The sequence below is a fragment of the Actinomadura sp. NTSP31 genome (genome assembly GCF_041951385.1).
Taxonomy (GTDB): domain Bacteria; phylum Actinomycetota; class Actinomycetes; order Streptosporangiales; family Streptosporangiaceae; genus Spirillospora; species Spirillospora napierensis.
Map to the genome: position 1 here is coordinate 209,293 of NZ_JBGNUT010000013.1, position 23,259 is coordinate 232,551.

Here is a 23,259-nt window from a genome sequence, read left to right on the forward strand (position 1 = left end):
GGCCGGATCCGGCCATCGCCTCGGCATCCCCCGGCCCACCTGGGAAAGGATTCGGGCACCGGTCATGTGCCGATCATCGAACTCGGGAATATCCTGGGAAAAGAAGAAGGTCCAGGACCTCTTGCCGGGTGGGCACACTCCCGGGAGGTGACGCAGATGCGCGGGTCCGGCATCGGCCGGCGAGGCGGGCCGCTCGTCCGGCTGCGCCGCAGGTGCGGCTGGGAGCACAACGAGCTGCGCCGCCGGATCGACCGCGTCCAGCGGCTGATCGGCCTCGGGCTGCTCCTGCTGCTCCTCGCCCTCGCGCCGCCGCTGGCCCTGTGGGCCGGCACTTGGTCCTACCAGGCGGGCAGCGGCGCCGAACGCGCGGAGCGGGCGCACCGCCACCAGGTGGTCGCCACCGTGATCTCGACCGGCGGCATCGGGTCGTCCGGCGACCGCTACATCCACGAGACGGTGCAGGCCCAGTGGCCGGGCGCCGGCGGGGCGGTGCGCACCGGCGCCGTGCCCAGCTGGAAGAACGCCGAGGTCGGCGCGCACCGGACGATCTGGATCGACGCGAAGGGCGAGCCTACCGTGCGTCCGCGCCCGCACAGCCGCACGGTCACCGACGCGGCCTACGCCGCCACGGCCGCGGTCCTCGGCGTCGCGGCACCGGTGCTGCTGGCCTACGTGCTCGTCCGCCGCCGCTGCGACCGCCACCGCGACGCGCTGTGGGAGGCCGACTGGGCCCGCATGGACGCCGCCGGCCAGCGCTGAGGCGCCGCGGTTCGGAGGCGGACCGGCCTAGTGGTCCTCGACCAGGCGGGCGGCCACGCGGTCGAGGACGGCCAGGTCCTCCGGCGGGAGCTCGTAGAGGGCGGCCGGCGGGGTGCCGAGGATGCGCTCGGCCTCGGCGGCGGCGGCGCGGCCGGTGTCGGTGACGGTGACGAGCTTGGAGCGCCGGTCGGCGGGGTTCGCGGTCCGCTCGACGAACCCGCGCTCGACCAGGTCGTCCACCACGAGGGTGATGTAGGGGCGGTCGGTGACGAGCAGGTCGGCGAGGCCGCGCAGGGTGAGCGGCTCCGGCGCGGCGGCCAGCCGGCGCAGCACCTTGGTCCGGAAGAAGCTCATCCCGAGCGCCTCGGCGACCTCGGCGCGCCGGTCGCCCCGCTCCTGCATCAGCGTCCACAGGTTGCGCCAGACGCGGCGGGCGCGGTCCGGGTCGGTGCCGTCCGCCGGACGGGTCGCGGCGCCGGGGCCGGGCTGGTTCATCGGGTGGTCGCTCCCGTCACGTGGCGTCCGCCGGAGGCCGGCTCGGCGGTCTCGAACAGCGCGGCCGTCCGCTCGCCGCTGCGGGCGGCGCGGCGGCCGGTGGTGACGGCGCCGAGCACCAGCACGGCGGCGGCGCAGCCGGCCAGCACCCAGTATGCCGGGCGGGCGGCGGCCACGAAGCCCGCACCGCCGGACCGGCCGCCGGACGTGCCGGCGGCCAGCACCGCGCCGATCACCGCGACGCCGAGGGCGTTGCCGATCTGCCGGCTGGTCGAGGCGACCGCGGCGGCGACGCCGGCCTGCGCGCGCGGCATCCCGGACACCGCGGTGTTGGTGATCGGCGAGTTGACCATGCCGAACCCGATGCCGAACAGCACGTAGGCGAGGAACAGCGTGACGTTGCGGGTCTCGGCGTCGAACACCGCCATCAGCAGGGCGCTGGCGAGCGTGGCGGCGCCGGCGACGACCAGCGGCAGGCGCGGGCCGCGGCTGCCGACCAGGCGTCCCGACAGCGGCGCGAACACCGCGCTCATCGCGGCCATCGGCAGCAGGTAGAGGCCGGCGTGCAGGGCCGACAGCCCCCGGACGTCCTGCAGGTAGAGGGCGTTGAGGAACATGAAGCCGCCGAACGCGGCGAACATCGACACCGCGATCACGGTCGCCCCGGTGAACGGGACGCTGCGGAAGAAGCGCAAATCGATCAGCGGTTCGCGGACGCGCAGCGCGTGCCGGACGAACCCGGCCAGCGACAGCGCGGCGGCGATCGCGGCGCCGAGGACGGCGGGGTCGCCCCAGCCGCGCCCGGGCCCCTCGATGATCGCGTACGTCAGGGCGCCGAGCAGCACGATCATGAAGACCTGGCCGGCCGGGTCGGCGCGGCGCGGCCGCTCGGCGCGCGACTCGGGCACGAACACGGCGGTCAGCGCGAGCGCGGCGAGCCCGATCGGCACGTTCAGCCAGAAGATCGAGCGCCAGCCGACGGAGTCGACCAGCACGCCGCCGACCAGCGGGCCCATCGCCATGCTGAGGCCGACGACGGCGCCCCACACGCCGATGGCGCGGGCCCGCTCGCGCGGTTCGGTGAACACGTTGGTGATGATCGACATGGCGACCGGGTTGAGCATCGAGCCGCCGACGGCCTGCACGACGCGGGCGGCGACGAGCCAGCCGAGCGACGGGGCGAGGCTGCACAGCACCGAGCCGAGCACGAACAGCGCGAGCCCGGTCTGGAAGACGCGGCGGCGGCCGATCCGGTCGGCGGTGGAGCCGGCGAGGATCAGCAGGGAGGCCAGCACGATGAGGTAGGCGTCGATGGTCCACTGCAGGCCGGAGACGGAGCTGTGGAACTCGCGCCGCAGGGTGGGCAGCGCGACGTTGAGGATGGTGTTGTCCAGGCTGACGATCAGCAGGCTCATGCAGCAGATGGCCAGCACCAGCATCCGGCGGCGGGGGCTGAGGTCGGTCAAGCGGACTCCAATCGTTGTACGCCTATAACCGTTGTAAGCGTACAACTATTTCCGGTTGCCGCCGGCATTCCGCCCGTGTCCCTCATCACGCCGCGGCCGGCGGCCCGGTCACGAGGCGCGGGCGTCCTCCACGGCGCGGGCGCGCTCGGCGCCGCGTGCCTCCTGGGCGTCGCGCGCGTCCTCGGCCGCCCGGGCGAGGCGGGCGGCGCGCGCGGCGGGCACGACCAGCGGCGTCCCGGTCTCCGGGCACTCGATCACCCGGCACGGGAGCCGGAAGACCTCCTCGACCAGCTCCGCCGTCACCACCGTCCCCGGCTCGCCCTCCGCCACGATCGCGCCGTCCCGCATCGCGATCATGTGGGTGGCGTACCGCGCGGCGTGGTTGAGGTCGTGCAGGACGGCGACGACGGTGCGGCCCTCCTCGTGCAGCCGTGCGCACAGGTCGAGCACCTCGATCTGGTGGGCGATGTCGAGGTAGGTCGTCGGCTCGTCCAGCAGCAGCAGCGGCGTCTCCTGCGCGAGCGCCATCGCGATCCACACCCGCTGCCGCTGCCCGCCCGACAGCTCGTCCACCGGACGGTCCGCCAGCGCGGCCACCCCGGTGGCCTCCATCGACGCGGCGACCACCCGCTCGTCCTCGCGCGACCACTGCCGCAGCAGCCCCTGGTGCGGGTACCGGCCGCGCGACACCAGGTCGGCGACCGTGATCCCCTCCGGCGCGATGGACGACTGCGGCAGCAGCCCGAGCGTGCGGGCCAGCTTCTTCGCGGGCCAGCCCGCGATCGGCTCGCCGTCCAGCACGACCGTGCCGGACGCGGGCTTGAGGATGCGCGCGAGCGCCCGCAGCAGCGTCGACTTGCCGCACGCGTTCGGCCCGACGATGACGGTGAACGAGCCGTCCGGCACCGTGACGTCGAGGTCCCGCGTGATGGTGCGCTTGTCGTAGGCGAGGGTGAGGCCCGAGCCGCTGAGCCGCGCGTTCGCGTCCTTCATCAAATCCGTCCCGTCTTGCGTTGGGTCACCAGGAGCCAGACCAGGTATCCGCCGCCGAGCAGCCCGGTCACCACGCCGACCGGGAGCTGGTGGCCGGTGAACGCGCGCTGCGCGGCCCAGTCGGCGGCCACCAGCAGCGCCGCGCCCATGCACATGGACGGCAGCAGGTTGGGGCCGGGCGTGCGGGTCAGCCGGCGGGCCAGCTGCGGCGCGGTCAGCGCCACGAACGACACCGGCCCGGCCGCCGCCGCGGCGAACGAGGTGAGCAGCACGGCCGCCGCCAGCATGATCAGCCGGGCCCGCTCGATGGGGACGCCGAGGCCGTGCGCGGCGTCGTCGCCCATCTCCAGCATCCGCAGCGCGCGCCCGCAGCCGACCACGACCAGCGGGCCGAGGACGGCGAGCGCGACGAGGACCGGCGCCGCGTCGGCCCAGTCCCGCCCGTCCAGGCTGCCGGTCAGCCACAGCACGGCGCGCGCCGCGTCGGTGATCTTCGCCTGGGTGAGCAGGTAGCCGTTCACGCCGGTGAGGATCGCGGCGACGCCGATGCCGACGAGGATCAGCCGCTGCCCGTGCGCGCCGTGCCGGCCGGCCACCGCGTACACGACCGCGCCGGTGAGCAGCCCGCCGGCGGCGGCGCCCGCCGCGACGGCCGCGCTGCCGCCGCCGGTCAGCACGATCATCGCGAGCACGCCGGTCGCCGCGCCCTGGCTGAAGCCGAGCACGTCGGGGCTGCCGAGCGGGTTGCGGGTCAGCGACTGGAAGATCGCGCCGCCCAGCCCGAGTGCGGCGCCGACCGCGAGCGCGGCCACCGCGCGGGGCAGCCGGATCTCGTTGACGATCAGCGAGTCGGCGGGCGTGCCGTTGCCCAGCAGCGTCCGGACGACGTCGGCGGGGCTCATCGGGAAGTCGCCGCTGCCGATCAGCAGCACGCCGACGCCGAGCGCGACGGCCAGGCAGAGCAGGGCGACGGCGAGCGCGCGCGGGCGGAACCGCAGCGACAGCCCGTTCGGGGTCCTGATGACGGCGGGCTTCATGCCGCGACCGCCTTGCTGCGCGGGCGCCGGACGAAGTAGAGGAACACCGGGCCTCCGGCCACCACCATGACGATCCCGACCTGGAGTTCCGACGGCCGCACGACGACGCGTCCGAGGACGTCCGCGGCCAGCATCAGCGCGGGCGCGAGCACCGCGCAGTACGGCAGCAGCCAGCGCAGGTCGGGCCCGGTCAGCGCGCGGACGAGGTGCGGCACCATCAGCCCGACGAAGATGATGGGCCCGCAGGCCGCCGTGGCCGCGCCGCACAGCAGCGTGACCGTGACGATCGCCACGATCTTGGCGCGTCCGGGCCGGGCGCCGAGCGCGCGCGCCGCGTCCTCGCCCATCGCCATGGCGTTCAGCGGGCGGGCCAGCAGCAGCGCGAGCACGAGCCCGACGGCGACGAACGGGGCGACCTTCTCAACCGTGGACGTCTGCGCGGCGGCGAGCGACCCGACCGTCCAGAACCGCATCCGGTCGAGCGACGCGGTGTCGAGCAGCTGGACGGCGTTGACGTAGGAGTACAGCGCGGCGTTGAGCGCGGACCCGGCGAGCGCGAGCCGCGCGGGCGTCGCGCCGCGCCCCCCGCCGACCGCGTAGAGCAGGACGGCCACCGCCCCGGCGCCCGCGAACGCGAACCACACGAACCCGGCGAACGACACGATGCCGAGGAACGAGATCGCGGACACGACGGCGGCGGACGCGCCCGCGTTGATGCCGAGGAGCCCGGGGTCGGCGAGCGGGTTGCGGGTCAGCGCCTGCATCACCGCGCCGGCCAGCCCGAGCGCGACGCCGGCGAGCAGCCCGAGCAGGGTGCGCGGCAGCCGCATCTGGTGGACGACGGTGTACGAGCCCGAGCCGCTGTGGACGAGCCCGTCCCACGCCTGCCCGATCGACAGCGGTTTCGCGCCGACCGCGAGGCTCAGCATGACGACGGCCAGCAGCAGCACGACCGCCGCGACGAGTCCTGACGCGCGGGCGGAGCGGCGCCGCACGGGCTCCCGCGCGGGTGCCTCGGGCACCCGCACCGGGGCCGTCGGCTGCGGGGTTCTGGTCAACGGCACTGGCTGGCTCCGGGGGGACGGACGGGGGCTGCGGGCTCCCCCTGCCACTGGACAACGGCTTAGGTTAGGTTAACCTAAGCCGCCATCGGGCCGGAATCCGGCCATCAGGTTCGATCGGAGAAGAGCAGCCGAAATGTGGACATCCCCCTCCCCCCGTCTCACCCGCCGCGGCTTCCTCGGCGCCGGCGGCGCCGTCGCCCTCGGCGCCCTGATCAGCGCGTGCGGCGGCGGGGACGGAAACGGCGGGGCGGCCCCGTCCGGCGGCGCCTGGACCTTCACCGACGACCGCGGCACCACGGTGCGGGTCAAGTCCCGCCCGCAGCGCGTCGTCGGCTACGTCGGCGCCCTCGCCGCCCTCTACGACTTCGGCGTCGACCAGCAGCTCGTCGGCGTCTACGGGCCGACGAAGCTCAAGGACGGCAAGCCCGACCCGCAGGCCGGGAACCTGCCCGTCGACCGGCTCACGATCATCGGCAACGCCTACGGCGAGTTCAACATCGAGAAGTACGCCTCGCTCCGCCCCGACCTGCTCGTGGACAACATGTTCGTGCAGAACGAGCTGTTCTACGTCCCGGCAGAAAGCAAGGACAAGATCTACGCGCTCGCGCCGCAGGCCGCGATCTCCACCGGCGCGGTGCCGCTGCCCAAGCCGATCGAGCGGACCGCCGCGCTCGCCGCCGCGCTCGGCGCGGACCTGAAGTCCGCCAAGGTCACCGCCGCCAGGGCCCGGTTCGACAAGGCGGTCGAGTCGCTGCGCGCCGCCGTGCAGGCCAACGCCGGGCTGAAGGTGCTCGCCGCGTCCGCCAGCCCCGACCTGTTCTACGCGTCCAGCCCGGCCAAGAACACCGACCTCATCTTCTTCAAGCAGCTCGGCCTCGACCTCGTCGTCCCGGACAAGCTCGACAAGGACGGCTACTTCGAGAGCCTGAGCTGGGAGAACGCCGACAAGTACCAGGCCGACGTCATCATGCTCGACAGCCGCACGCAGGCCCTGCAGCCCAAGGACCTCGGCTCCAAGCCGTCCTGGAAGGACCTGCCCGCGGTGAAGGCCGGCCAGGTCGTCCCCTGGCAGCCCGAGCCCCGCTTCTCCTACGCGGGCTGCGCCCCGATCATCGAGGCGCTCGCCGCGACCGTCCGCTCCGCGAAGAAGACCGGCTGACCCACCGAGAGGCCCCGCGTTCACCGAAAGGCAGTGTGATGAGGACCCCCAGCCACCCGTACGCCTTCTTCGACCTGCACGTCCTTCGCTCCGCGCCGCTCGGGCCCTCGATGGTGCGCGTCACCTTCGGCGGGACGTGCCTGGACCGCGGCCCCGGCGGCTTCGTCACCGGCGGGCGCGACCAGCGGTTCAAAATCTTCCTGCCGCACCCGCACCAGGACGCGCCCGTCATGCCGGCCGACTGGTCGCCGGACACCTGGTTCGCCGACTGGCGCGCCCTCGACCCCGCCGAACGCGGCATCATGCGGTCCTACACCGTGCGGGCGCAGCGCCCCGGCGAGCTCGACGTCGACTTCGCGCTGCACCCCGGCGGGACGTCCGGCCCCGCGTCCCGCTGGGCGTCGGCCGCCGCCCCCGGCGACCGCGTCGTGGTGCTCGGCCCGACCGGGCCCGACAACGGCGGCTGCGACTTCCGCCCGCCGGACGGCCGGCCCGTGGTGATCGCGGGCGACCTCACCGCGCTCCCCGCCATCGCCGGGAACCTCGACTGGCTGCCCGCCGGGACGCCCGCCCGGGTGTTCGTCGAGACCCCGCACCCGGACGACCGCCAGGACCTGCCGACCGAGGCCGACGCGGAGATCGGCTGGGTCTCCCCCGGCGGCCTCCTCGACGCCGTCCGCGGCGCGGCGGTCCCGGACGGCGCGTACGCGTGGATCGCGGGCGAGTCCGCCACCGTGAAGGCGCTGCGCCGGCACCTGGTGAAGGAGCGCGGCATCGACCGCCGCTCCGTCACCTTCACCGGCTACTGGCGGCGCGGCGCCACCGAGGAGGACCTCCTCGCCGAAGTGGTCGCCGGCGGAAGCCCCGCCACCGAGGAGTGACCCTGCTTCGAGGGGCACCGCTCAGGGCCGCGGCAGGACGCCCTGCTCGATCGCGGCCATCACCGCCGCCGTCCGGTCCGACACGCCGAGCTTGGCGAACACCCGCAGCAGGTGCGTCTTCACCGTCGCCTGCCCGATGAACAGCCGCGCGCCGATCTCGGCGTTCGTCAGCCCCCGCGCGACCAGCGCGAGGACCTCCGACTCCCGCGCCGACAGCACGGCCGGCGCGGGAGCCGCCCGCACCGCGCTCAACCGCGCCGACACCGACGGCGACAGCACCGTCCGGCCCGCCGCGACCGCCCGGATCGCGGCCGCCAGATCCGTCCGGGACGCGTCCTTCAGCAGGTAGCCCGCCGCGCCCGCCCGGACGGCGCGGACGATGTCCGCGTCGTCCTCGAACGTCGTCAGCACCAGCACCCGGTGCGCCGGGCCGAGCCGCTCGATCGCGCTCACCCCGTCCCCGCCGGGCATCCGCAGATCCATCAGGATCACGTCCGGCCGCACCCGCGGCGCCAGCGCGACCGCCTCGTCGCCGCTCGCCGCCTCCGCCGCCACCTCCAGGCCGGGCTCGGCCGCGAGCATCCCGCGCAGCCCCTCCCGGACGATCGGATGGTCGTCCACGATCATCACGCGGAGCACGGCAGCACCGCCTCGACCACGGCGCCCGCACCGGCGCCGCCGCGCACGGCGAGGTCGCCGCCCGCCTGCTCGACGCGCCCGCGCATGCCGCGCAGCCCGAACCCGGACGCGACCGCCGCCGGGTCGAAGCCCCGGCCGTCGTCGGCGACCGTCAGCCGCGCCGCGTCCCGCCCGTACTCCAGCGACATCCACACCGCCGTCGCGCCCGCATGCTTGCGGACGTTCGCCAGCGCCTCCTGCGCCACCCGCAGCAGCACCACCTCCGCCGCCGGGCCGAGCGGCCGCTGCTCCCCCTCCACGTCCATGTCGACGGGCAACGCGAAGTCGGCGGCCAGCCGCCGCAGCGCCTCCGCCAGCGAACCCCGCGCCAGCGCGGGCGGCGCCAGCGCCGCGACCAGCGCGCGCGTCTCGGCGAGGTTGTCGCGCGCCGTCCGCGCCACCAGCTCCAGATGCCGGTTCGGCCCGACCTCCGCCTCGGCCGCCTGCACCAGCATCACGATGCCGGTGAACCCCTGCGCGATCGTGTCGTGGATGTCGCGGGCGAGCCGCTCCCGCTCGGCGAGCACCCCCGCCTCCCGGCTCACCTCCGCCAGCTCGCCGCGGGTGCGGTCCAGCTCGCCGATCAGCCGGGCCCGCTCCCGGTTCTGCGCGCTGAGCCGGCCGATGAACGTGGCGAGCAGCCCGCTGCACGCGATGCCGACCAGCATCATCACCAGCGTCAGCGTCACGCCCGCGCCGGACGCCACCATCGTCGACCCGATCGCCCCGGAGAACAGCACCACCATCAGCACGAAGCCGCGCGCCGTGCCGTACACCATGTAGACCTGCGGCGCCAGCGCGGCCAGCCCCGTCGACGTCACCGGCGCCAGCACCGTCGCCGGCACGAACATCAGCACCAGCGCCGCCGCGTACAGCCGGCACCCGGGGCGCCGCTCCTCGCGGGACCGCAGCGCCTTCCGGCCCACCGCCGCGTACGCCAGGCTGAGCAGCACCAGCAGCAGGACCGCCGCCGCCTTCCGGCCGGGCGGCAGCCCGTCCGCCGCCGTCGCCGCGATCGTGCCGACCAGCACCAGCGCGAAGTAGGCGTCCCAGAACGGGTACGACCGGTACCAGACGTCCTCCGCCCGCGCCACGCCCCCGTCGACACCGCTCATGAACTGCCCGCTCTCCCGGCGCGCCGCCCGGCCCGCCCGCCCTGTCCACCGACCGGTGGATAGTACTGCCGCCCCGCCGCCGGGAGCATTGCGGACATGAGCAACAACCCCGTCCGGGCCGCCCTGTTCGCCCTCACGATCCTCTACGGGCTCCTCATCGGGCTCCTCGCCATGCTGGACACCCCCGCCCTCGGGCTCGTCGCCGCGATCGGCGGCGTGCTGCTCGGCCTCGGCTGGGCGTTCGCCGGCCGCTTCGGCCGCGGGCGCGCCTGACCGCCGGCCCTCCTTCCGCGCGGACGCCTCGCAGGGACGGCGTCCGCGCCGGTCACGGCCACCGGCCCTCGGCGAACAGCCCGATCAGCGCGGCGTGCGACAAGGGCTTGGTCAGGTCGTCCACGTCCCCGTTGACCGTGTAGTCGAGCAGCACCACCTCACCGAGGCGCCGCACATCCTCGACCAGGTCGGCGACCTTGTTCTCCAGCACCCAGCGGTACGCGGGCAGGTAGATCTCCCGCCGCGCCCGCCCGTACGGCAGCAGCGCGTCCCCGCCGAGCCCCGCCCGGTGCCCGCGCACCGGCCCGTACCTGCGGACCGTCCGCTTGATCCCCCGCATCGAGGTCACCGCGAGCTTGGACGCGTCCACGTCCACGCCGTCGAACACCTTCAGCGCCTGCCAGACCCCCTCCACCGACGCGGCCGTCACCCCATCGGTGAACGGCACCGGTATGTCCCCGTGCGGGTAGAACGGGCTGAACCGCACCCACGGCTCCGGCCCCCGCGACGTCACGTCCAGCACCACCGCCCCGGGCCACTGCGCCACCACCGACTCCCGCGCCCGCCGCCGACTCGCCACATGAATCCCCACGCCCGCAGGCTCCCACCCGCCACCGACAATCCACCGACGCCGACGAGTGGCACGGCTTCGGTGTCGAGGACGATCTCACCGTCGGACACCAGGCCGAGCATCCGGTCGAACGCGGCGGCCGCCTCCTCGATCGACGGCGAGCCGCCCGTCCCGCTGCCGACCACCTCGACGCCCACGGCGCGTCCAAGCCCTCATGGACGCCCGCGACGCACCGCCGGACGCCTAACGGCGGCTCACTGCGAGCCGGACGGCGCGCGGCTCAGGTCGACGACGCAGAAGAGGTTCCCGTCGGGGTCGGCGAGGACGACGAAGTCCGGGTCCGGCGGGTACAGGTCCCAGTCGACCCGGCTCGCGCCGAGGCCGACCAGCCGCTCGACCTCGGCCTGCTGCTCGGCCGTGCTGTCCACGAACAGGTCGAGGTGCAGGCGCGGACGGGGTTCGGCGGGCGACTCGCTGCGCATCAGCCCGAGCGCGCGGCCCGACCCGTCCGCGTGGTTGAGCGTCCGCCAGACCGCACTCTCGAACTCCGGCGTCGGTACCAGGTTCAGCGCCGCCGTCCAGAACGCCACGGCACGCGGAAGGTCCTCTACACCGATCACGGGAAAGCCCAGCCTCAGCATGGCTCCGAGTCTAGAAGCCCCCGGATCCGTGGCGCCGCGCCCCTCCCCCGGTGTATTCATGGGCCAAATGGATATCGAGGATCTCTCGGACGCGGAGCGCGCGGTCTGGGACGCGTTCCCGCGCGCGGGCAAGGTCGATCTGACGGGAACCGGGGAGGCGGTCCGGGGCGAGGTCCTCGCGGCGCTCCTGCTCGGCGCCCGGCCCGCCGACGCCGGGCAGGTCCCCGCGCTGCGGCTCACGGGCGCGCGCGTCACCGGCGTCCTCGACCTCTCCTTCGCCGAGGTGCGGTACGCGGTGCTCCTGCGCGACTGCACGTTCGACGAGCCGCTCGCCCTCTATGCGACCCGGATGCGGCAGTTCAGCCTGACCGGCTCGCGGCTGCCCGCCGTCCACGTCTCGGACGCCCAGGTCGACGGCCTGCTCTGGTTGCGGAGCTGCCGGCTGGACGGCCCGCTGCAACTCGTCGGCACCCGCATCGACGGGACGCTGTCGCTGCGCTCGGCCCACGTCGCGGGCGTCGAGGCCAACGCGCTGACCGTCGTCCGCAACATCGACGCCACCGACGCGCATATCACCGGCGAGCTCATGCTGCAGGGCGCGCATGTCGGCGGGACCTGCGTCCTCGACGGCGCTCGGCTGTCCAATCCCGGCGCGGTCGCGCTCGACGCCTCGGGGATCGAACTGCCGTCCGGACTGCACGCGCGGCGCCTCACCGCCGACGGCGCGGTCCGCCTGCCGGACGCGCGGATCGGCCGCCGCCTCGTCCTGACCGGCGCGCGGCTGTCCGATCCGGACGGCACCGCCCTCGACGCCGACCGCGCCCGCATCGACGGGGCCGCCGTCCTGGACGCGGGATTCCGCGCCGAAGGCAAGGTCAGCATGCGCTCGGCGGTGATCGGCAGCACGCTGCTGCTCAGCGGCGCCGACCTCGACGCCCGCGGCGGCACCGCACTGAACGCCCGCCTGATCAGCATCGGCAGCAGCCTGCGCGCCGCGGACGGATTCCGGACCAGCGGGCGCGTCTGCCTGGACTCGGCGACCGTCCAGGGCGCGGCCGACTTCACCGGCGCGCACCTCAGCGACCCGGGCGGCCAGGCGCTCAGCCTCTGCCGAGCCCAGGTCACCGGCGGCCTGTTCAGCCAGGGCCTGACCGCCGAAGGCGAGATCCGCCTGCTCGACTCCGTCATCGGGGCGAGCGTCGAGTTCGACGGCGCGCACCTGTCCAACCCCGGCGGCCGGTCCCTGATCGCCTATGGCCTGACCGTCAGCGGCGTCCTGAACTGCTGCGACGGCTTCACCGCCGTCGGCCGCGTGTCGCTCGCCGGCGCCCGCGCCGGCGAACTCAGCTTCGACGACGCGACGATCAGCGGCTTCGGCGACCTCGCCCTCGGCCTCCGGCGCGTGCGGGCGGAGATGCTCTGGTTCTCCCGCTGCACCCTCACCGACGGGACGGTCGACCTGCGGCACGCCCGCATCGAGGTCCTCCGCGACGACCCCGCCCGCTGGCCGGCCCGTCCCCAGCTCGACGGGTTCGTCTACCAGACCATCGACAAGCCCGGCCCGCTCGCCGCCCGCCTCGCCTGGCTCGACGCCGCCGACGGCTACCACCCGCAGCCCTACGAGCAGCTCGCGGCGGTCTTCCAGGGCATGGGCCGCGACACCGAGGCCCGCGCCGTCCGCCTCGCGAAACAACGCCGCCGCCGTCGCACCCTTCCGTTTCCCGCCCGCGCCTGGGGCCTCGCCCAGGACTGGACCGTCGGCTACGGCTACCGCCCGCCCCGCGCCGGCATCCTCCTGGCGACGCTGCTTCTCATCGGCACAGCACTCTTCGCCGCCCACCACCCCGTCCCCCTCAAAAAGGACGAGGCGCCCGCCTTCAACCCGTTCCTCTACACCCTCGACCTGCTCCTGCCGATCATCAGCTTCGGCCAGGAACCCGCCTTCAACCCCCGAGGCCCCTACCAATGGCTGGCCGCCGCCCTGATCGCCTCCGGTTGGATCCTCGCCACCACCATCGCCGCCGGCATAACCCGCGTCCTCTCCCGCCAATGACGCACCGCCGATACCTCATGCTTGAGAGATGGGCACCTGGGTCTACATCCGCGGCTGGCTGGAGTTCTACGGCCAGGAAGCCGAGGCCAAGCGCATCATCCTCGGCAGCGGCGAAGGCTGGACCTTCCCCGAAGGCGGATGGCTCGACGCGGCCTGCTACGCCCGCGCCGTCCGCGCGAACCACGTCGACGCCGTCCTCACCCAGATCCGTGAAATCGCCGGCCTTCCCGCGACCGACGAAGACGGCGACCGCGTATGCGGCCTCTTCTTCGCGCACCACGAAACAGACGGCCAGACCGAATGGCAAATACGCGACGGCGACGTACACATCACCCCAGCACCAACCCGCTACGACTACTTGTGGCGGTAACGTCAGGAGCGAGGCCGGTACTGGCGGATGTAGTACGCAACACGCCCGCTGTACGCACGCTGTTGCGGAGGGACGCCCTTGGATTCGACGACACTCCGGGGTGACGTCCGGTACGCAACGGCCAGATTGACGGCCGGGTCGCCGGGAACGTTCTTGAGATCCTTCCCGAACGAGCACAGGTAGCGCCCCAGAGCGGGGATGGACAACACGGGGGTGATCTGCTCCGGCCTGGGAGCGGGCTCGCTCACCCCACCCGGCTGCCAATAGGCCAGCACAGCGGGCGTCCAACGAGCGATCCCGTACTCGTCCCTTCCCGGATCGCGCAGACGAGGGTCGAAGCCGCTCTCCACCTTCAGCATGGCGGCGATGAGGGCCGGACTCATCCCGGACACCTCGCACGACCGCCCCGCCTGCACGATCAGCCCCCGATAGACCCGCGGGACGTCGCTGTCGCTGCGCAGCCACCGCGCGTAAGGGTCCGGACGGACCGTGGTCATCGGCCGCACAACCGTGGAACGACCGACGACCATGCTCGCGAGCACCAGACTCAGCATGGCCCCCGCCGCCAGAAGCGGCGCCCACCCCCCGCCCCGCTGCCGCCTTCCGCCCCGAACCACAGGAACGGGCGGCCGAGCAATCGCCACCAGCAGAGGCGCCCGTCCCGTCCCCGGCGCGTATGGCGGTGAGTCCCGGGCCAGCTGGTCGATCAGGCGGCGGGTGAACGTGTCACCGCGCATCGCTCGCCGCCTCCACCGGGTCCGCCGAGGCCCGCCGCGCCTCCTCGGCCGCGGCGGCGTCAGGCAGGTGCGGTACCTGCTGGGCGAGCTTCTCGATGATCAACGGCGCAGCGACCCCGATGGCCACGGCCCCGAAAGGCCCGTTGACCTGCCCGCTGGCGCCGGTGGCGGCGGCGAGCCCCATCCCCATGGCCAGCCGGATCACGATGGACGCCAGATACGGGCCCGCACCGGGACGATCCACCGACGCCCAGGGCCAGTCGTTGGTGTGCCGGATCGACTTGGTGAACTCCAGCCCTTCGACCAGCGCCGCTCCCGCCAGCCCCCACAGCGCGCAGGTGAGTGTCGTCATCACATCTCCGGTCAGGTGACCCGAGTAGCAAGTCTGACACAGTGAGTGACGACGCGAGTCCAATGCGGCGAGCCGCGTTGATCAATCCCGGGGCACTCAGCGCTTTGTCTCGTACCTGGTCAGAACCACGCCCTCGGGGAACGTCCGGGTCTCCACCAGGGACAGGTTCACCCAGTTGTCCAGCGCCGTGAAGAACGGCGTGCCGCCGCCCACCAGGACCGGTGCGGTGGCCAGCACGTACTCGTCGATCAGCCCGGCCCGCATCGCCGCTGCGGCGAGTGTGGCGCCGCCGATGTCCATGGGGCCGCCGTCCTCGGCCTTGAGCCGGGTGATCTCGGTGACCGCGTCGCCGGCGACCAGGCGGGTGTTCCAGTCGACCGTGCTGATCGTGGAGGAGAACACCACCTTCGGCATGTCCTGCCAGCGGCGGGCGAACTCGATCTCCGCCGGTGTGACGCCGGGCTGCTGGTCGGCGGTCGGCCAGTAGGAACTCATCGTCTCCCACAGTTTGCGCCCATACAGCGCCAGGCCCGTCGCCGCCACCCGGTCGGACCACCACTGGAACAGCTCGTCGCTCGGCACGCTCCAGCCGAGGTCGTCGCCGGGTGCGGCGATGTAGCCGTCCAGGCTCAGGTTCATGCCAAAGGTCAGTTTCCGCACGGCGTCAGCCTCCAGTAAGCCGGTATTCGGCGTACAGACCAGCACGGCCCGAAAAAATCATCGCTCAGGCCACACCGAGCGGATGCTGCGTACGAGCCTCGGACACCCGATCCAAGCAGAGCCCGAAGCTAGACGGTTCCGGACCTGCGTGGAAGAGGGCCCTCGTAACCTGAACCAGCGGACGGGCAGCACCTGCCTACCCGCAACGCCTGGTCTTCCGGGACGAGTGGCCGGGTGGCTCCCGGACGTCGAAAGGCCCCGGTTCCTTGATCGGAACTGGGGCCTGACCTGTGCTTTTCTTCGCGCGCAGAGAAGCTCCCGCGATTGGACTCGAACCAATAACCTGCCGGTTAACAGCCGGCTGCTCTGCCGATTGAGCTACGCGGGATCGTGCGTCCGGCGGGGCCATGGCCCCTGCCAGCGCGTCTAGGTTAGCGCATGTGCGGGGCTGTTCGCGCACGCGTTAGGGGTGGCGGCGGCGTTCTCGGGTATGGAGGTTGGACGATCGGCCCCCATAGGGAGTGAACATGAAGTCGCGAATGATGTTCATGGCAGGCGCCGCGATCGGTTACGTCCTCGGGACGAAGGCCGGGCGGGAGCGCTACGAGCAGATCAAGCGCCTGTCGCAGCAGGTGTCGGAGAACCCGAACGTGCAGGAGGCCGCGGGCAAGCTGCGCGCCAAGGGCGGCGAGCTGGCCTCCACCGCGAAGGAGAAGGTGCCGCAGCAGATGCCCGGCCGCCACAAGGCCGACGCCGACGCGGACGCGGAGCCGAAGGTCTACCCGGGTTAGAGGCCCGTCTGGCGGCGCAGGTCCTCGAGGACCTGTTCGGCCTGGGCGCGCAGGCCCGGGTCGGCGGGGTCGAGGCCCGCGTCGAAGACGAACGTCCAGCGCACGTCGCCGCCGGCTGCGGGGCGCCGGCCGGCGATGCGCACCTTCCCGCCCCCGGGGAGCCGGGCGTGGTGGGTGACGGCGATGGTGGCGGTGACGCGTTCCCGGACGGTCTCGGGGACCGAGCCGGGCTCGGTGAGGCGGACGTGGTGCTCGGCGCCGCCGGACGTCTCGGTCACGTGCAGCCAGCCGTCCTTCCAGGTGGCCTGGTCGACGCGCTCCCACGGGACGCGGGTGAAGCCGCCGGCGGGGGCCGGGACGTGCAGGGCGGTGGTGGTGGCGACCACGTGGGAGCCGCCGCGGGTGGGGGCGGACGCGAGGACGCGTTCGCCGCGTTCGATGGTGAGCGCGTCGCGGACCGTGGAGGGCAGGTGGCCCCGGAGTAGGCGCATGCCCCAACGGTAGGCGATCAGGCGGCCTGCGGGGCGCGGCGGGCCGCGAGCAGGTCCAGCACGAGGGCGGCGGACCAGGAGTAGTCGTGGCTGCCGCGCCCGGTGCCGTCGAAGGGGTCGAAGAACTCGCGGAACCCGGACTGGCGGACGAGCCGCATCGTGGAGCCGTACAGCAGGTCGGCGACGACGGGCAGGCCGTGCGCGAGGGCGCCGTACCAGATGAGCCAGTTGGTGCTGATCCAGGTGGGGCCGCGCCAGTAGCCGCCGCGGTCGAAGGCGGGGGCCTGGATGTCGCAGGTGGGGACGGGGTAGCCGGCGGCGCCGGCGAACCGGGCCGACAGGAGGAGGTCGACCAGGTTGCGGACGTGCGCGGCGGGCAGTTCGGGGTCGAGGAGCGGGCCGAAGGAGCCGGCGGTGATGACGGGCAGGAGCCGGTCGTCGCGCAGGTCCCGGGCGCGGAAGCAGCCGGTGTCGGCGTCCCAGAGGCGGTCGAGCATGGCGGTGTGGACGCGCTGCGCGGCCTCCAGGTGCGGGGCGGGGTCGGCGCCGACGATCCGGGCGACCTCGGCGAGGGCGTGGGCGGAGGCGAGGTAGGTGGCGTTGAACAGCGGGTCCTCGACCGCGAACGGGTGCGATTCGCGCAGGTAGGCGCGGTCGTAGCGGGCCTCCCGCAGGAGGGCGACGAGCCGGACATAGCGGTCGTAGTCCTCGCCGGTGGGCAGGGTGCGGGAGCGGTGGCCGGGCGCGTAGGCGGTGGGCGGGAGCTGGAGGGCGGCGAGGGGGCGGTCCCAGGCGGGGCTGTTGTCCAGGCCGGACTCCCAGGGGTGGCAGATCGCGGCGAGGCCGGCGCCGCCGAGGTCGCGGGCGGTGGCGAGGTAGCGGTGCTGGGCGGCGAGCAGCGGGTAGAGGCGGGCGAGGAAGGCGCGGCTGCTCTCCCCGTCGTGGGCGCATTCGTGCAGGCGGAGGGCGACGAGGGCGTGGACGGGCGGCTGGGTGAGGCCGGAGGTCTGGACGCCGCGGGGGGCGGCGGGCTGCTGGGCGCTGCACCACAGGTCGGGACCGGGGAAGAACGCGTGCCGGGCGAGCGAGGTGTTGAACACGATGTGCGGGAGCATGCCGTCGGCCCACTGGCCGCGGAAGAGCGAGAGCAGTTCGGTCTCGGCGCGGGCGGGGCGGTGCCGGGCCAGGCCGAGGCTGATGAAGGCCGAGTCCCAGCTCCACTGGTGGGGGTAGAGGCCGGGGGACGCGGCGGTCGCGGTCCCGGTCCAGTTCGCGTCCAGCACGCGGGCCGCGGCCTTCCACAGGGCGGTCTCGTCGCCGGTGAGACGGGAGCTCATGCGCTCAGGGGTTCCTCCTCGCGGGCCGGGGTCTAGTGTGATTGTGACCCGCGATCGCGGCCCCGGCGACCCCCTGTGCGGCGTCGGTTGTCGACGGGGACGGGCGGTCAGCGGTGATTTTCCACCGCGTGCAGCAGCCAGTCCGTGATCTCCTGGCCGGCGGCGATGCCGCGGGACGCGGTGACGGCGGTGGACGGGGACGTCCAGCCGGCGTCGTGGAGTTCGCCGTGCGCGGGGCGGATCGAGCGGTCGGCGGCTTCGAGCAGCTCGACGTCCAGCAGCGAGTCGCCGGCGGCGAGCATCGCGGTGGCGCCGGTGCGGCGGGCGACCTCGGCCGCGGCGGCGGCCTTGGTCAGGCAGGCGGGCAGGCAGTAGACCTTGCGGCCCTGCAGGGAGGTCCGCCAGCCGCGTTCGGCGCACCAGCCGGTGAGGTCGGTGACCCAGGCGGGCGGGAGCGCGGCGCGGTCCACGACCGTGTAGGCGAACAGGTCGGACGCGGTGCGGCGCTTGAGCACGAACTCGCCGCCGACCGCGGTGAGGTGGTCGCGGATCTCGGCGAGCGGCGCGCATCCGTCCGCGATGCGGGCGCGGACGGCGGACGACCAGGCCGGGTCGTCCTCGCCGTCGACGAGGAGATGCCCGCCGTTCGCGCAGATCGCGTACGCGGGCGTCTTCTCCAGCAGGTGGATGCGCCGGTACTGCTCCGGCGTCCGCGTCGTCGTGGGGACGAACACGGTGGACGCGGCGAGAGATTCAAGGGCCTGCGCGGCCGTCTCGGTCATGTAGGAGAGCGGCGCGCCCTGGTAGAACTCGACGCAGACGAGGCGCGGCATGGTCTCGTCGGGGCCGTGCAGGGAAAAGGCCGCCTGCGAGTAGATGAGCGTACGGTCCAGGTCGGAGCACACCAGCACGCTCATTGGGCCGCTCCCTTGCCGAACCGCGGATGGATGAGCCCCATGCACGCATAGGGGAAGCGGTCCGGTTCGACGTCCACGACGGGCACGCCGCGCTCCTCCGCCAGGTGTCTGATATGCCGAAGTTCGGGGCCCGCGTCGGTACGTGCGAGGACCTTCCATGGGACGCGGCGCAGCAGCACCCGGGTCGTCTCACCGATGCCGGGTTTGATCAGGTTGAGATCGTCGATGCCGTGCTCCCCGGCGACGTCGCGGACCGCCTCCCACCCCGACCAGTCGGGCGCGCGGTCGGAGGCCGGCAGGCCCGGCGCGTCCTTGGCGACGCGCTCGGCCACGTCCGCGAACCGCGCGCAGACGGTGTCGAGGAACAGCGCGGACACGTCGTCGGCGGCGAGGTCGGCGTAGAACTTCGCGCCGTGGAAGTCGTCCGGGCCGATCAGCCGGTCGTTCAGGACCGTCCGGCTGACCAGCCCGGACACGGTGGAGTTCAGGCACGCGGACGGGATCAGGAAGTCGTCGCGGGTGCCGTACAGCGGCGCGCAGCGGCCGGGATCGGCGAGGACGGCCAGGTCGTCGCGGAACGCGGTCCCCGCGAGTGCGGCGGTCAGCTCGCGGGTGATGGCGCCCTTGCCCGTCCAGCCGTCCACGAACATGACGGCGGACGGGTCGTGCCGTCCGGCCAGGTACCGCAGCGCGACGGTGTCGATGCCGCGGTCCCGGACGATGCTGACCGCGTAGTGCGGCAGGTCGAGGCCGTGCGCGAACCGGGCCCAGCGCCGCACCAGGATCCCGACCGGCGTGCCCGCGCGCGCGAGCGAGACCAGCACGGCGTCCGGGCCGCGTTCGGCGAGGATCTGCTCGGTGACGAGCCCCGTCGCGTACGCGAGCCGTTCGGCGGACGTCTCCAGCGCCTCCTCGAACAGGCGCCGGTACTCCGGACCCGGCTGATACTCGATGGGCAGTGATTCGGCGTAGTGGGCGCGGCCCGTCTGCACCGCGGCCTCGCGTTCCTCCGCGGGCGCCTCCAGCCGGACGTCCGACAGGTCCTTCAACAGCCACGTGACGTCCTCCGCCGGGTAGCTGCCGAAATCGGGCCCGTGCAGTGGCCTCACTGGTCTCCCCTATAGGACGGGACCGTCACGACGAGGACGGGCGCCAGCGAACGCAGGCGCGCCAGCAGCCCGTCGGTGAGCGCCTGGGTGTCGCCCACGTCGTCCACGACGAGAACGATGCGGTCGAACGCCGGCCCATCGGAGGCGGGCGCGACGTTGTAGGCGTACCGCTCCCCCGGCCCGTCCGCCGGGTGGTCGTGGGAGGGGAAGGCGAGCCGGGTGCGGATCGCGTATCCGGGGTCGTCCACGGCCAGGACGGGTGACCGGGTGGTGGTGGAGTAGCGGACGTCCACGCCCGGCAGGGCGTCGGCGAGCGCCTCCCCCAGCCGCAATGGCGCGTACATCAGTTCCTCGAACCCGAGCATGAGGACCCGGGACGCATCGGCTCCGAGTTCCGACACCATCGAGTCGGCCAGGCGCGGCAGGTCCTTCTCCAGGGCGACGCGATGCTCGGGCAGGAACCCGTGGCGGCCGCCGTCCGGCACGCCGTGCGGCCAGGCCGGCGAGATGCGCGCGACAGGGAAGGAGCCGCGCTCTCGCGGCGGCGCAACGTCCGCCGACAGGTCGGAGACGATCCGCTCCCCCATCTCCAGGACGTCACCGGGCAGCTCGACACGTCCTCCGGCGAGCGACACGGCGTCGATACGCGTTCCCAGCCGCGCGGCCAGTTCGTCCACGCGCGCGCGGTCCTCCTCGTTGCGCAGATCGATCAGTGCCGCCAGGACGTAGTGCTTCCGGGGACGGATCTCATGCAGGGCGGAAATGGTGTTGAGGACCGTCTGCCCTGTCGAGAGCTCATCGTCCACGAGCACGACCGGCACATCGCGGTCGAGCGCCGCAGGATCCGAAGGCAGCAGCAGATGGCTCGTGGCGTGGCTGTGCTCCTCCTCGAACCCGCCGTAGGCGACGAAGCCCGGCACCGGCCGGCGGGTGGAATGCAGGTAGTAGGCGCCGCCCAACGCGTCCGCCACCGAATGCCCTAGCGCGGTGGCGGTCTCCGCGTAGCCGAGGACGATGGCGTCCACAGGCGGGCGTGGCTCCCGCAGAGCGTCGCGCAGGGCCGCAGCGGCACCGGGAGCGCCCGCCAACGCGTCCGCAAGCGAACCGGACGGAACGGACGCCGCCTCGTCCCGCAGGCGCGCGCGCACGAACTCGCCCAGCAGCAGCCCCGACCCGTAGACGAGGCGGGGATCGGTGGGGACGTGCTTACCGAGCACGGCCGACACCAGCAGGTGAGCACGCCGGGGGTTGCGCCGGACAGCGAGCCCCACCAGCGAGGCGAGCCCGGCACCCGCGGGACGGACGCCGTCCGCCAGCCGCACGCCGAGCCGCGACGCCACCCACTCGCCCGGCCACACACCCGTCATCGGCTGCCCGCGGCTTCCAGGAGCTCGACGAACGTGACGTCCCGCGCCGCCACCCCGAACACGCGCGCGCGCAGCATCAGCCGTTCCGCCCAGGCGCGGTGCGGTTTCGCCTCGTTCATCTTGTTCGCGTACGAGCTGGCCATGGCGCCGCCGCCGGTGAACCCGAGGATGTCGGCGGCGTCGCAGTACTCCTCGTGCGTCACCACTGACAGGGCGTGGACGGCCGCGACGTGCGTCGGGTGGATGACGGTCTTGCCGGTCAGCCCGTTCGCCTTGTCCAGATGTACCTCGCGGATAAGCCCGTCCAGGTCCGAGGTGATGAGCCGCTGCCGCAGCGGCGCGGCCCGCTGCGCCTCGAACGGCGACTGGCGCAGCTGCGGCTTGAACATCCGCTCGCCCGCCGAGAAGTACTCCCAGACCGGGCCGGTCAGCACGAAGCCGCTGCCGTCCGCGCGGCCGAGCACGTTGACGATGTCGGTGATCGCCGCGGCGACCGGCCGGATGTCGTAGATCGTCAGGTCGGGCGGGCGGCGCAGCCCGTAGGCCGCCGACATGTCGGTCGCGCCGATCCGCACCGCGAGGATCCGCTCGCGGTGCTTGGCCAGCAGCCGCGCCACGTCGTGCAGCATCTCGGTGCGGGTCTCGCTGTGCACCGCGTCCGGGCTCTCGATCACCGGCATCGCCAGCAGCCGCAGCCCGGTGCGGGCGGCGGCGTCCTCGATCGCGTCGAGGAACGCGCCACCGGCCGGAGCGGTGAACTTCGGCAGCACGAACCCGCTGACCAGCCCGGCGGCGGGCCCCAGCCGGGCGGCGATGGCGCCGATCTGCCGGGGCTCGCGGACCCGCACGAACAGCAGCGGCACGCCCCCGATCGAGCGGCCCCCGCCCCGGTCGCCGGCGTCCGGCCCGCCGGCGCCCCGGGCGTGCAGCTCCCGCAGCTGGGCGACCAGGTTGGCCTCCCCCTGCGGCACCTCGTCGTCGGCGATCGCGTCCTCCAGGCACACGACCATGCTCATGACGCCGCGCCGCGCCGCCTTCTCGATGTCGCGGGCGAGCTCCGGACGGGTGGCGGGGCAGTACAGGGTCGCGCCGAGCGCCACCGCCAGCACGTCCGGATCGTCATGCCGGCCGAACGGGCGGGGATGGCGGTAGAACAGATGCTTGCGGTAGGCGGTGTCAATATGGTCGAAATGCCGCATGTTCCCTGTCACCAATGAAACATCGGGGCACAGCTGGGTCCCCCCGTCACAGATGGGTCGACACCGTCGGCAGCAGGTGCTGGAAGGTGCGGCCGGTGGCCGTCGCGCCGATCGCCGTCATCGACCAGCCGTCGCCGTCCCGCGACACCTTCGCCATGATCTGCGCGTTGTGCTGGCCCGAGCCGGTCAGGTCGTAGCGGGCGATCTCCTGGCCGGTCGTCTCGTCCACCAGCCGGCAGAACGCGTTCTCGATCTGCGAGAAGTCCTGCCCGGTGAAGGAGTTCACCGTGAACACCAGCTGCGTGACGTTGGCCGGGACGCTCTGCAGGTCGACGTTGATGACCTCGTCGTCGCCCTCCCCCGCGCCGGTCAGGTTGTCGCCGGTGTGCTGGACCGAGCCGTCCTTGCTGCGCAGCTGGCGGAACCACACCGAGTCGGCGAGGTTGCCGCTGGCGTCGAACAGCAGGCAGGACGCGTCCAGGTCGATGGACTGCGCCTTGCCCTTGCCGAACAGGCCCTTCTTGGCGACGGCATCCCAGCCGAGGCCCATCCTGACCCGGGTGAGGGTGCCGCCGCCGGGCTTGGCCAGCGAAACCTTCTGCCCCTTCTGCAGCGAAATCGACATCGTCGGCTCCTTCGGTGATGATGCTGAATCGTCGCGGGGTGCGGGCGGTGTGCGGGTCCTGGCGGGCGGTGCGCCGGTCCTGGCGGGCGTGCGCGGGTCCCGGCGGGCGGGGCCGCGGG

General features: G+C 73.5%; 27 protein-coding genes and 1 tRNA gene. 7 read left to right on the forward strand and 21 right to left on the reverse strand.

The window, feature by feature from the left end; translation table 11 throughout:
* Positions 1–147: 147 nt before the first annotated feature.
* On the forward strand, positions 148–759 hold the full coding sequence (locus tag ACA514_RS23200) for a hypothetical protein (protein WP_375043305.1): 612 nt from the start codon (positions 148–150) through the stop codon (positions 757–759).
* Positions 760–786: 27 nt separating this feature from the next.
* Here the strand turns inward: ACA514_RS23200 and ACA514_RS23205 are convergent, their stop codons facing one another.
* The 5 genes from ACA514_RS23205 to ACA514_RS23225 all read right to left on the reverse strand — a co-directional run bounded on the left by ACA514_RS23205 (position 787) and on the right by ACA514_RS23225 (position 5,814).
* Positions 787–1,254 (reverse strand): MarR family winged helix-turn-helix transcriptional regulator, encoded by a 468-nt coding sequence (locus ACA514_RS23205; protein WP_375043306.1) that lies wholly within the window; start codon positions 1,252–1,254, stop codon positions 787–789.
* The gene (locus tag ACA514_RS23210) at positions 1,251–2,720 is read right to left on the reverse strand and encodes an MFS transporter (protein WP_375043307.1); all 1,470 of its coding nucleotides are present in this window, start codon (positions 2,718–2,720) and stop codon (positions 1,251–1,253) included. Before ACA514_RS23210 ends, ACA514_RS23205 begins: the two co-directional genes overlap by 4 nt.
* 108 nt (positions 2,721–2,828) lie before the next feature.
* Positions 2,829–3,713 carry an ABC transporter ATP-binding protein gene (locus ACA514_RS23215; RefSeq protein WP_375043308.1) on the reverse strand — a complete coding sequence of 295 codons (885 nt, stop codon included), beginning with the start codon at positions 3,711–3,713 and terminating at the stop codon, positions 2,829–2,831.
* Positions 3,713–4,750: a FecCD family ABC transporter permease gene (locus tag ACA514_RS23220; RefSeq protein WP_375043309.1), complete on the reverse strand. Its 1,038-nt coding sequence runs from the start codon at positions 4,748–4,750 to the stop codon at positions 3,713–3,715. The genes ACA514_RS23215 and ACA514_RS23220 overlap by 1 nt, the downstream gene beginning before the upstream one ends.
* Complete coding sequence (locus ACA514_RS23225; protein ID WP_375043310.1) at positions 4,747–5,814, reverse strand: FecCD family ABC transporter permease; 1,068 nt, start codon at positions 5,812–5,814, stop codon at positions 4,747–4,749. Before ACA514_RS23225 ends, ACA514_RS23220 begins: the two co-directional genes overlap by 4 nt.
* A gap of 133 nt (positions 5,815–5,947) precedes the next feature.
* Between ACA514_RS23225 and ACA514_RS23230 the strand changes: the two genes are divergently transcribed.
* Both ACA514_RS23230 and ACA514_RS23235 read left to right on the forward strand, forming a co-directional pair.
* The gene (locus ACA514_RS23230; RefSeq protein ID WP_375043311.1) at positions 5,948–6,973 is read left to right on the forward strand and encodes an ABC transporter substrate-binding protein; all 1,026 of its coding nucleotides are present in this window, start codon (positions 5,948–5,950) and stop codon (positions 6,971–6,973) included.
* Positions 6,974–7,011: 38 nt separating this feature from the next.
* On the forward strand, positions 7,012–7,854 hold the full coding sequence (locus ACA514_RS23235; protein ID WP_375043312.1) for a siderophore-interacting protein: 843 nt from the start codon (positions 7,012–7,014) through the stop codon (positions 7,852–7,854).
* Between the two features lie 21 nt (positions 7,855–7,875).
* Here the strand turns inward: ACA514_RS23235 and ACA514_RS23240 are convergent, their stop codons facing one another.
* Positions 7,876–8,493 carry a response regulator gene (locus tag ACA514_RS23240; protein ID WP_375043313.1) on the reverse strand — a complete coding sequence of 206 codons (618 nt, stop codon included), beginning with the start codon at positions 8,491–8,493 and terminating at the stop codon, positions 7,876–7,878.
* On the reverse strand, positions 8,481–9,647 hold the full coding sequence (locus tag ACA514_RS23245; RefSeq protein ID WP_375043314.1) for a sensor histidine kinase: 1,167 nt from the start codon (positions 9,645–9,647) through the stop codon (positions 8,481–8,483). Before ACA514_RS23245 ends, ACA514_RS23240 begins: the two co-directional genes overlap by 13 nt.
* Positions 9,648–9,743: 96 nt before the next feature.
* Between ACA514_RS23245 and ACA514_RS23250 the strand changes: the two genes are divergently transcribed.
* A complete protein-coding gene (locus tag ACA514_RS23250; protein WP_375043315.1) occupies positions 9,744–9,920 on the forward strand; it encodes a hypothetical protein in 177 nt (58 codons plus the stop codon).
* 52 nt (positions 9,921–9,972) lie between these two features.
* On the opposite strand, the gene ACA514_RS23255 is transcribed toward ACA514_RS23250, so the two are convergent.
* Genes ACA514_RS23255 through ACA514_RS23265 form a run of 3 tightly spaced genes read right to left on the reverse strand, consistent with a single transcriptional unit; the run spans position 9,973 to position 11,132 of the window.
* Positions 9,973–10,467, reverse strand: coding sequence for a hypothetical protein (locus ACA514_RS23255; protein WP_375043316.1), 495 nt, complete (start codon positions 10,465–10,467; stop codon positions 9,973–9,975).
* Complete coding sequence (locus ACA514_RS23260; RefSeq protein WP_375043317.1) at positions 10,431–10,688, reverse strand: hypothetical protein; 258 nt, start codon at positions 10,686–10,688, stop codon at positions 10,431–10,433. The genes ACA514_RS23255 and ACA514_RS23260 overlap by 37 nt, the downstream gene beginning before the upstream one ends.
* A gap of 57 nt (positions 10,689–10,745) precedes the next feature.
* On the reverse strand, positions 10,746–11,132 hold the full coding sequence (locus ACA514_RS23265; protein WP_375043318.1) for a VOC family protein: 387 nt from the start codon (positions 11,130–11,132) through the stop codon (positions 10,746–10,748).
* Between the two features lie 67 nt (positions 11,133–11,199).
* Here ACA514_RS23265 and ACA514_RS23270 point away from each other — a divergent pair, with 67 nt between their 5' ends.
* Together ACA514_RS23270 and ACA514_RS23275 are read left to right on the forward strand one after the other, a co-directional pair.
* A complete protein-coding gene (locus ACA514_RS23270; protein ID WP_375043319.1) occupies positions 11,200–13,185 on the forward strand; it encodes a hypothetical protein in 1,986 nt (661 codons plus the stop codon).
* A gap of 28 nt (positions 13,186–13,213) precedes the next feature.
* Positions 13,214–13,555 carry a hypothetical protein gene (locus ACA514_RS23275; protein WP_375043320.1) on the forward strand — a complete coding sequence of 114 codons (342 nt, stop codon included), beginning with the start codon at positions 13,214–13,216 and terminating at the stop codon, positions 13,553–13,555.
* 2 nt (positions 13,556–13,557) lie between these two features.
* Here ACA514_RS23275 and ACA514_RS23280 read toward each other — a convergent pair whose 3' ends face one another.
* The 4 genes from ACA514_RS23280 to ACA514_RS23295 all read right to left on the reverse strand — a co-directional run bounded on the left by ACA514_RS23280 (position 13,558) and on the right by ACA514_RS23295 (position 15,692).
* Positions 13,558–14,109, reverse strand: a complete 552-nt coding sequence (locus ACA514_RS23280) for a hypothetical protein (protein WP_375043321.1) — start codon at positions 14,107–14,109, stop codon at positions 13,558–13,560.
* Positions 14,110–14,281: 172 nt separating this feature from the next.
* Positions 14,282–14,644, reverse strand: a complete 363-nt coding sequence (locus ACA514_RS23285; protein ID WP_375043322.1) for a hypothetical protein — start codon at positions 14,642–14,644, stop codon at positions 14,282–14,284.
* A gap of 96 nt (positions 14,645–14,740) precedes the next feature.
* Positions 14,741–15,304: a dihydrofolate reductase family protein gene (locus ACA514_RS23290; RefSeq protein WP_375043323.1), complete on the reverse strand. Its 564-nt coding sequence runs from the start codon at positions 15,302–15,304 to the stop codon at positions 14,741–14,743.
* 315 nt (positions 15,305–15,619) lie between these two features.
* Positions 15,620–15,692 (reverse strand) — tRNA-Asn (locus tag ACA514_RS23295).
* 139 nt (positions 15,693–15,831) lie between these two features.
* On the opposite strand from ACA514_RS23295, the gene ACA514_RS23300 reads away from it, so the two are divergent.
* Positions 15,832–16,095, forward strand: coding sequence for a YtxH domain-containing protein (locus tag ACA514_RS23300; protein ID WP_375043324.1), 264 nt, complete (start codon positions 15,832–15,834; stop codon positions 16,093–16,095).
* On the opposite strand, the gene ACA514_RS23305 is transcribed toward ACA514_RS23300, so the two are convergent.
* From ACA514_RS23305 to ACA514_RS23335, 7 genes are all read right to left on the reverse strand, one after another.
* The gene (locus tag ACA514_RS23305) at positions 16,092–16,586 is read right to left on the reverse strand and encodes a hypothetical protein (RefSeq protein WP_375043325.1); all 495 of its coding nucleotides are present in this window, start codon (positions 16,584–16,586) and stop codon (positions 16,092–16,094) included. The genes ACA514_RS23300 and ACA514_RS23305 overlap by 4 nt on opposite strands.
* 17 nt (positions 16,587–16,603) lie before the next feature.
* On the reverse strand, positions 16,604–17,923 hold the full coding sequence (locus ACA514_RS23310) for a hypothetical protein (RefSeq protein ID WP_375043326.1): 1,320 nt from the start codon (positions 17,921–17,923) through the stop codon (positions 16,604–16,606).
* Between the two features lie 107 nt (positions 17,924–18,030).
* The gene (locus ACA514_RS23315; protein ID WP_375043327.1) at positions 18,031–18,840 is read right to left on the reverse strand and encodes an HAD family hydrolase; all 810 of its coding nucleotides are present in this window, start codon (positions 18,838–18,840) and stop codon (positions 18,031–18,033) included.
* Entirely contained in the window at positions 18,837–19,949 is a 1,113-nt protein-coding gene (locus tag ACA514_RS23320; protein WP_375043328.1) for a cysteine protease StiP family protein, read from the reverse strand. The genes ACA514_RS23315 and ACA514_RS23320 overlap by 4 nt, the downstream gene beginning before the upstream one ends.
* Positions 19,946–21,316, reverse strand: a complete 1,371-nt coding sequence (locus ACA514_RS23325; RefSeq protein ID WP_375043329.1) for a phosphoribosyltransferase family protein — start codon at positions 21,314–21,316, stop codon at positions 19,946–19,948. Before ACA514_RS23325 ends, ACA514_RS23320 begins: the two co-directional genes overlap by 4 nt.
* The gene (locus ACA514_RS23330) at positions 21,313–22,515 is read right to left on the reverse strand and encodes an HpcH/HpaI aldolase/citrate lyase family protein (protein WP_375043330.1); all 1,203 of its coding nucleotides are present in this window, start codon (positions 22,513–22,515) and stop codon (positions 21,313–21,315) included. The genes ACA514_RS23325 and ACA514_RS23330 overlap by 4 nt, the downstream gene beginning before the upstream one ends.
* A gap of 46 nt (positions 22,516–22,561) precedes the next feature.
* Positions 22,562–23,140 carry a TerD family protein gene (locus tag ACA514_RS23335; protein WP_375043331.1) on the reverse strand — a complete coding sequence of 193 codons (579 nt, stop codon included), beginning with the start codon at positions 23,138–23,140 and terminating at the stop codon, positions 22,562–22,564.
* Between the last annotated feature and the right edge of the window lie 119 nt (positions 23,141–23,259).

What these genes read in the sequence shown, in the direction of transcription:
- ACA514_RS23315 (WP_375043327.1), bottom strand. Translation starts at nt 18,840, where the DNA reads ATGAGCGTGCTGGTGTGCTCCGACCTGGACCGTACGCTCATCTACTCG.
- ACA514_RS23220 (WP_375043309.1), bottom strand. Translation starts at nt 4,750, where the DNA reads ATGAAGCCCGCCGTCATCAGGACCCCGAACGGGCTGTCGCTGCGGTTC.
- ACA514_RS23285 (WP_375043322.1), bottom strand. Translation starts at nt 14,644, where the DNA reads ATGACGACACTCACCTGCGCGCTGTGGGGGCTGGCGGGAGCGGCGCTG.
- ACA514_RS23215 (WP_375043308.1), bottom strand. Translation starts at nt 3,713, where the DNA reads ATGAAGGACGCGAACGCGCGGCTCAGCGGCTCGGGCCTCACCCTCGCC.
- ACA514_RS23275 (WP_375043320.1), top strand. Translation starts at nt 13,214, where the DNA reads ATGGGCACCTGGGTCTACATCCGCGGCTGGCTGGAGTTCTACGGCCAG.
- ACA514_RS23335 (WP_375043331.1), bottom strand. Translation starts at nt 23,140, where the DNA reads ATGTCGATTTCGCTGCAGAAGGGGCAGAAGGTTTCGCTGGCCAAGCCC.
- ACA514_RS23265 (WP_375043318.1), bottom strand. Translation starts at nt 11,132, where the DNA reads ATGCTGAGGCTGGGCTTTCCCGTGATCGGTGTAGAGGACCTTCCGCGT.
- ACA514_RS23205 (WP_375043306.1), bottom strand. Translation starts at nt 1,254, where the DNA reads ATGAACCAGCCCGGCCCCGGCGCCGCGACCCGTCCGGCGGACGGCACC.
- ACA514_RS23300 (WP_375043324.1), top strand. Translation starts at nt 15,832, where the DNA reads ATGAAGTCGCGAATGATGTTCATGGCAGGCGCCGCGATCGGTTACGTC.
- ACA514_RS23325 (WP_375043329.1), bottom strand. Translation starts at nt 21,316, where the DNA reads ATGACGGGTGTGTGGCCGGGCGAGTGGGTGGCGTCGCGGCTCGGCGTG.
- ACA514_RS23270 (WP_375043319.1), top strand. Translation starts at nt 11,200, where the DNA reads ATGGATATCGAGGATCTCTCGGACGCGGAGCGCGCGGTCTGGGACGCG.
- ACA514_RS23280 (WP_375043321.1), bottom strand. Translation starts at nt 14,109, where the DNA reads ATGCTGAGTCTGGTGCTCGCGAGCATGGTCGTCGGTCGTTCCACGGTT.
- ACA514_RS23310 (WP_375043326.1), bottom strand. Translation starts at nt 17,923, where the DNA reads ATGAGCTCCCGTCTCACCGGCGACGAGACCGCCCTGTGGAAGGCCGCG.
- ACA514_RS23245 (WP_375043314.1), bottom strand. Translation starts at nt 9,647, where the DNA reads ATGAGCGGTGTCGACGGGGGCGTGGCGCGGGCGGAGGACGTCTGGTAC.
- ACA514_RS23330 (WP_375043330.1), bottom strand. Translation starts at nt 22,515, where the DNA reads ATGCGGCATTTCGACCATATTGACACCGCCTACCGCAAGCATCTGTTC.
- ACA514_RS23235 (WP_375043312.1), top strand. Translation starts at nt 7,012, where the DNA reads ATGAGGACCCCCAGCCACCCGTACGCCTTCTTCGACCTGCACGTCCTT.
- ACA514_RS23305 (WP_375043325.1), bottom strand. Translation starts at nt 16,586, where the DNA reads ATGCGCCTACTCCGGGGCCACCTGCCCTCCACGGTCCGCGACGCGCTC.
- ACA514_RS23230 (WP_375043311.1), top strand. Translation starts at nt 5,948, where the DNA reads ATGTGGACATCCCCCTCCCCCCGTCTCACCCGCCGCGGCTTCCTCGGC.
- ACA514_RS23250 (WP_375043315.1), top strand. Translation starts at nt 9,744, where the DNA reads ATGAGCAACAACCCCGTCCGGGCCGCCCTGTTCGCCCTCACGATCCTC.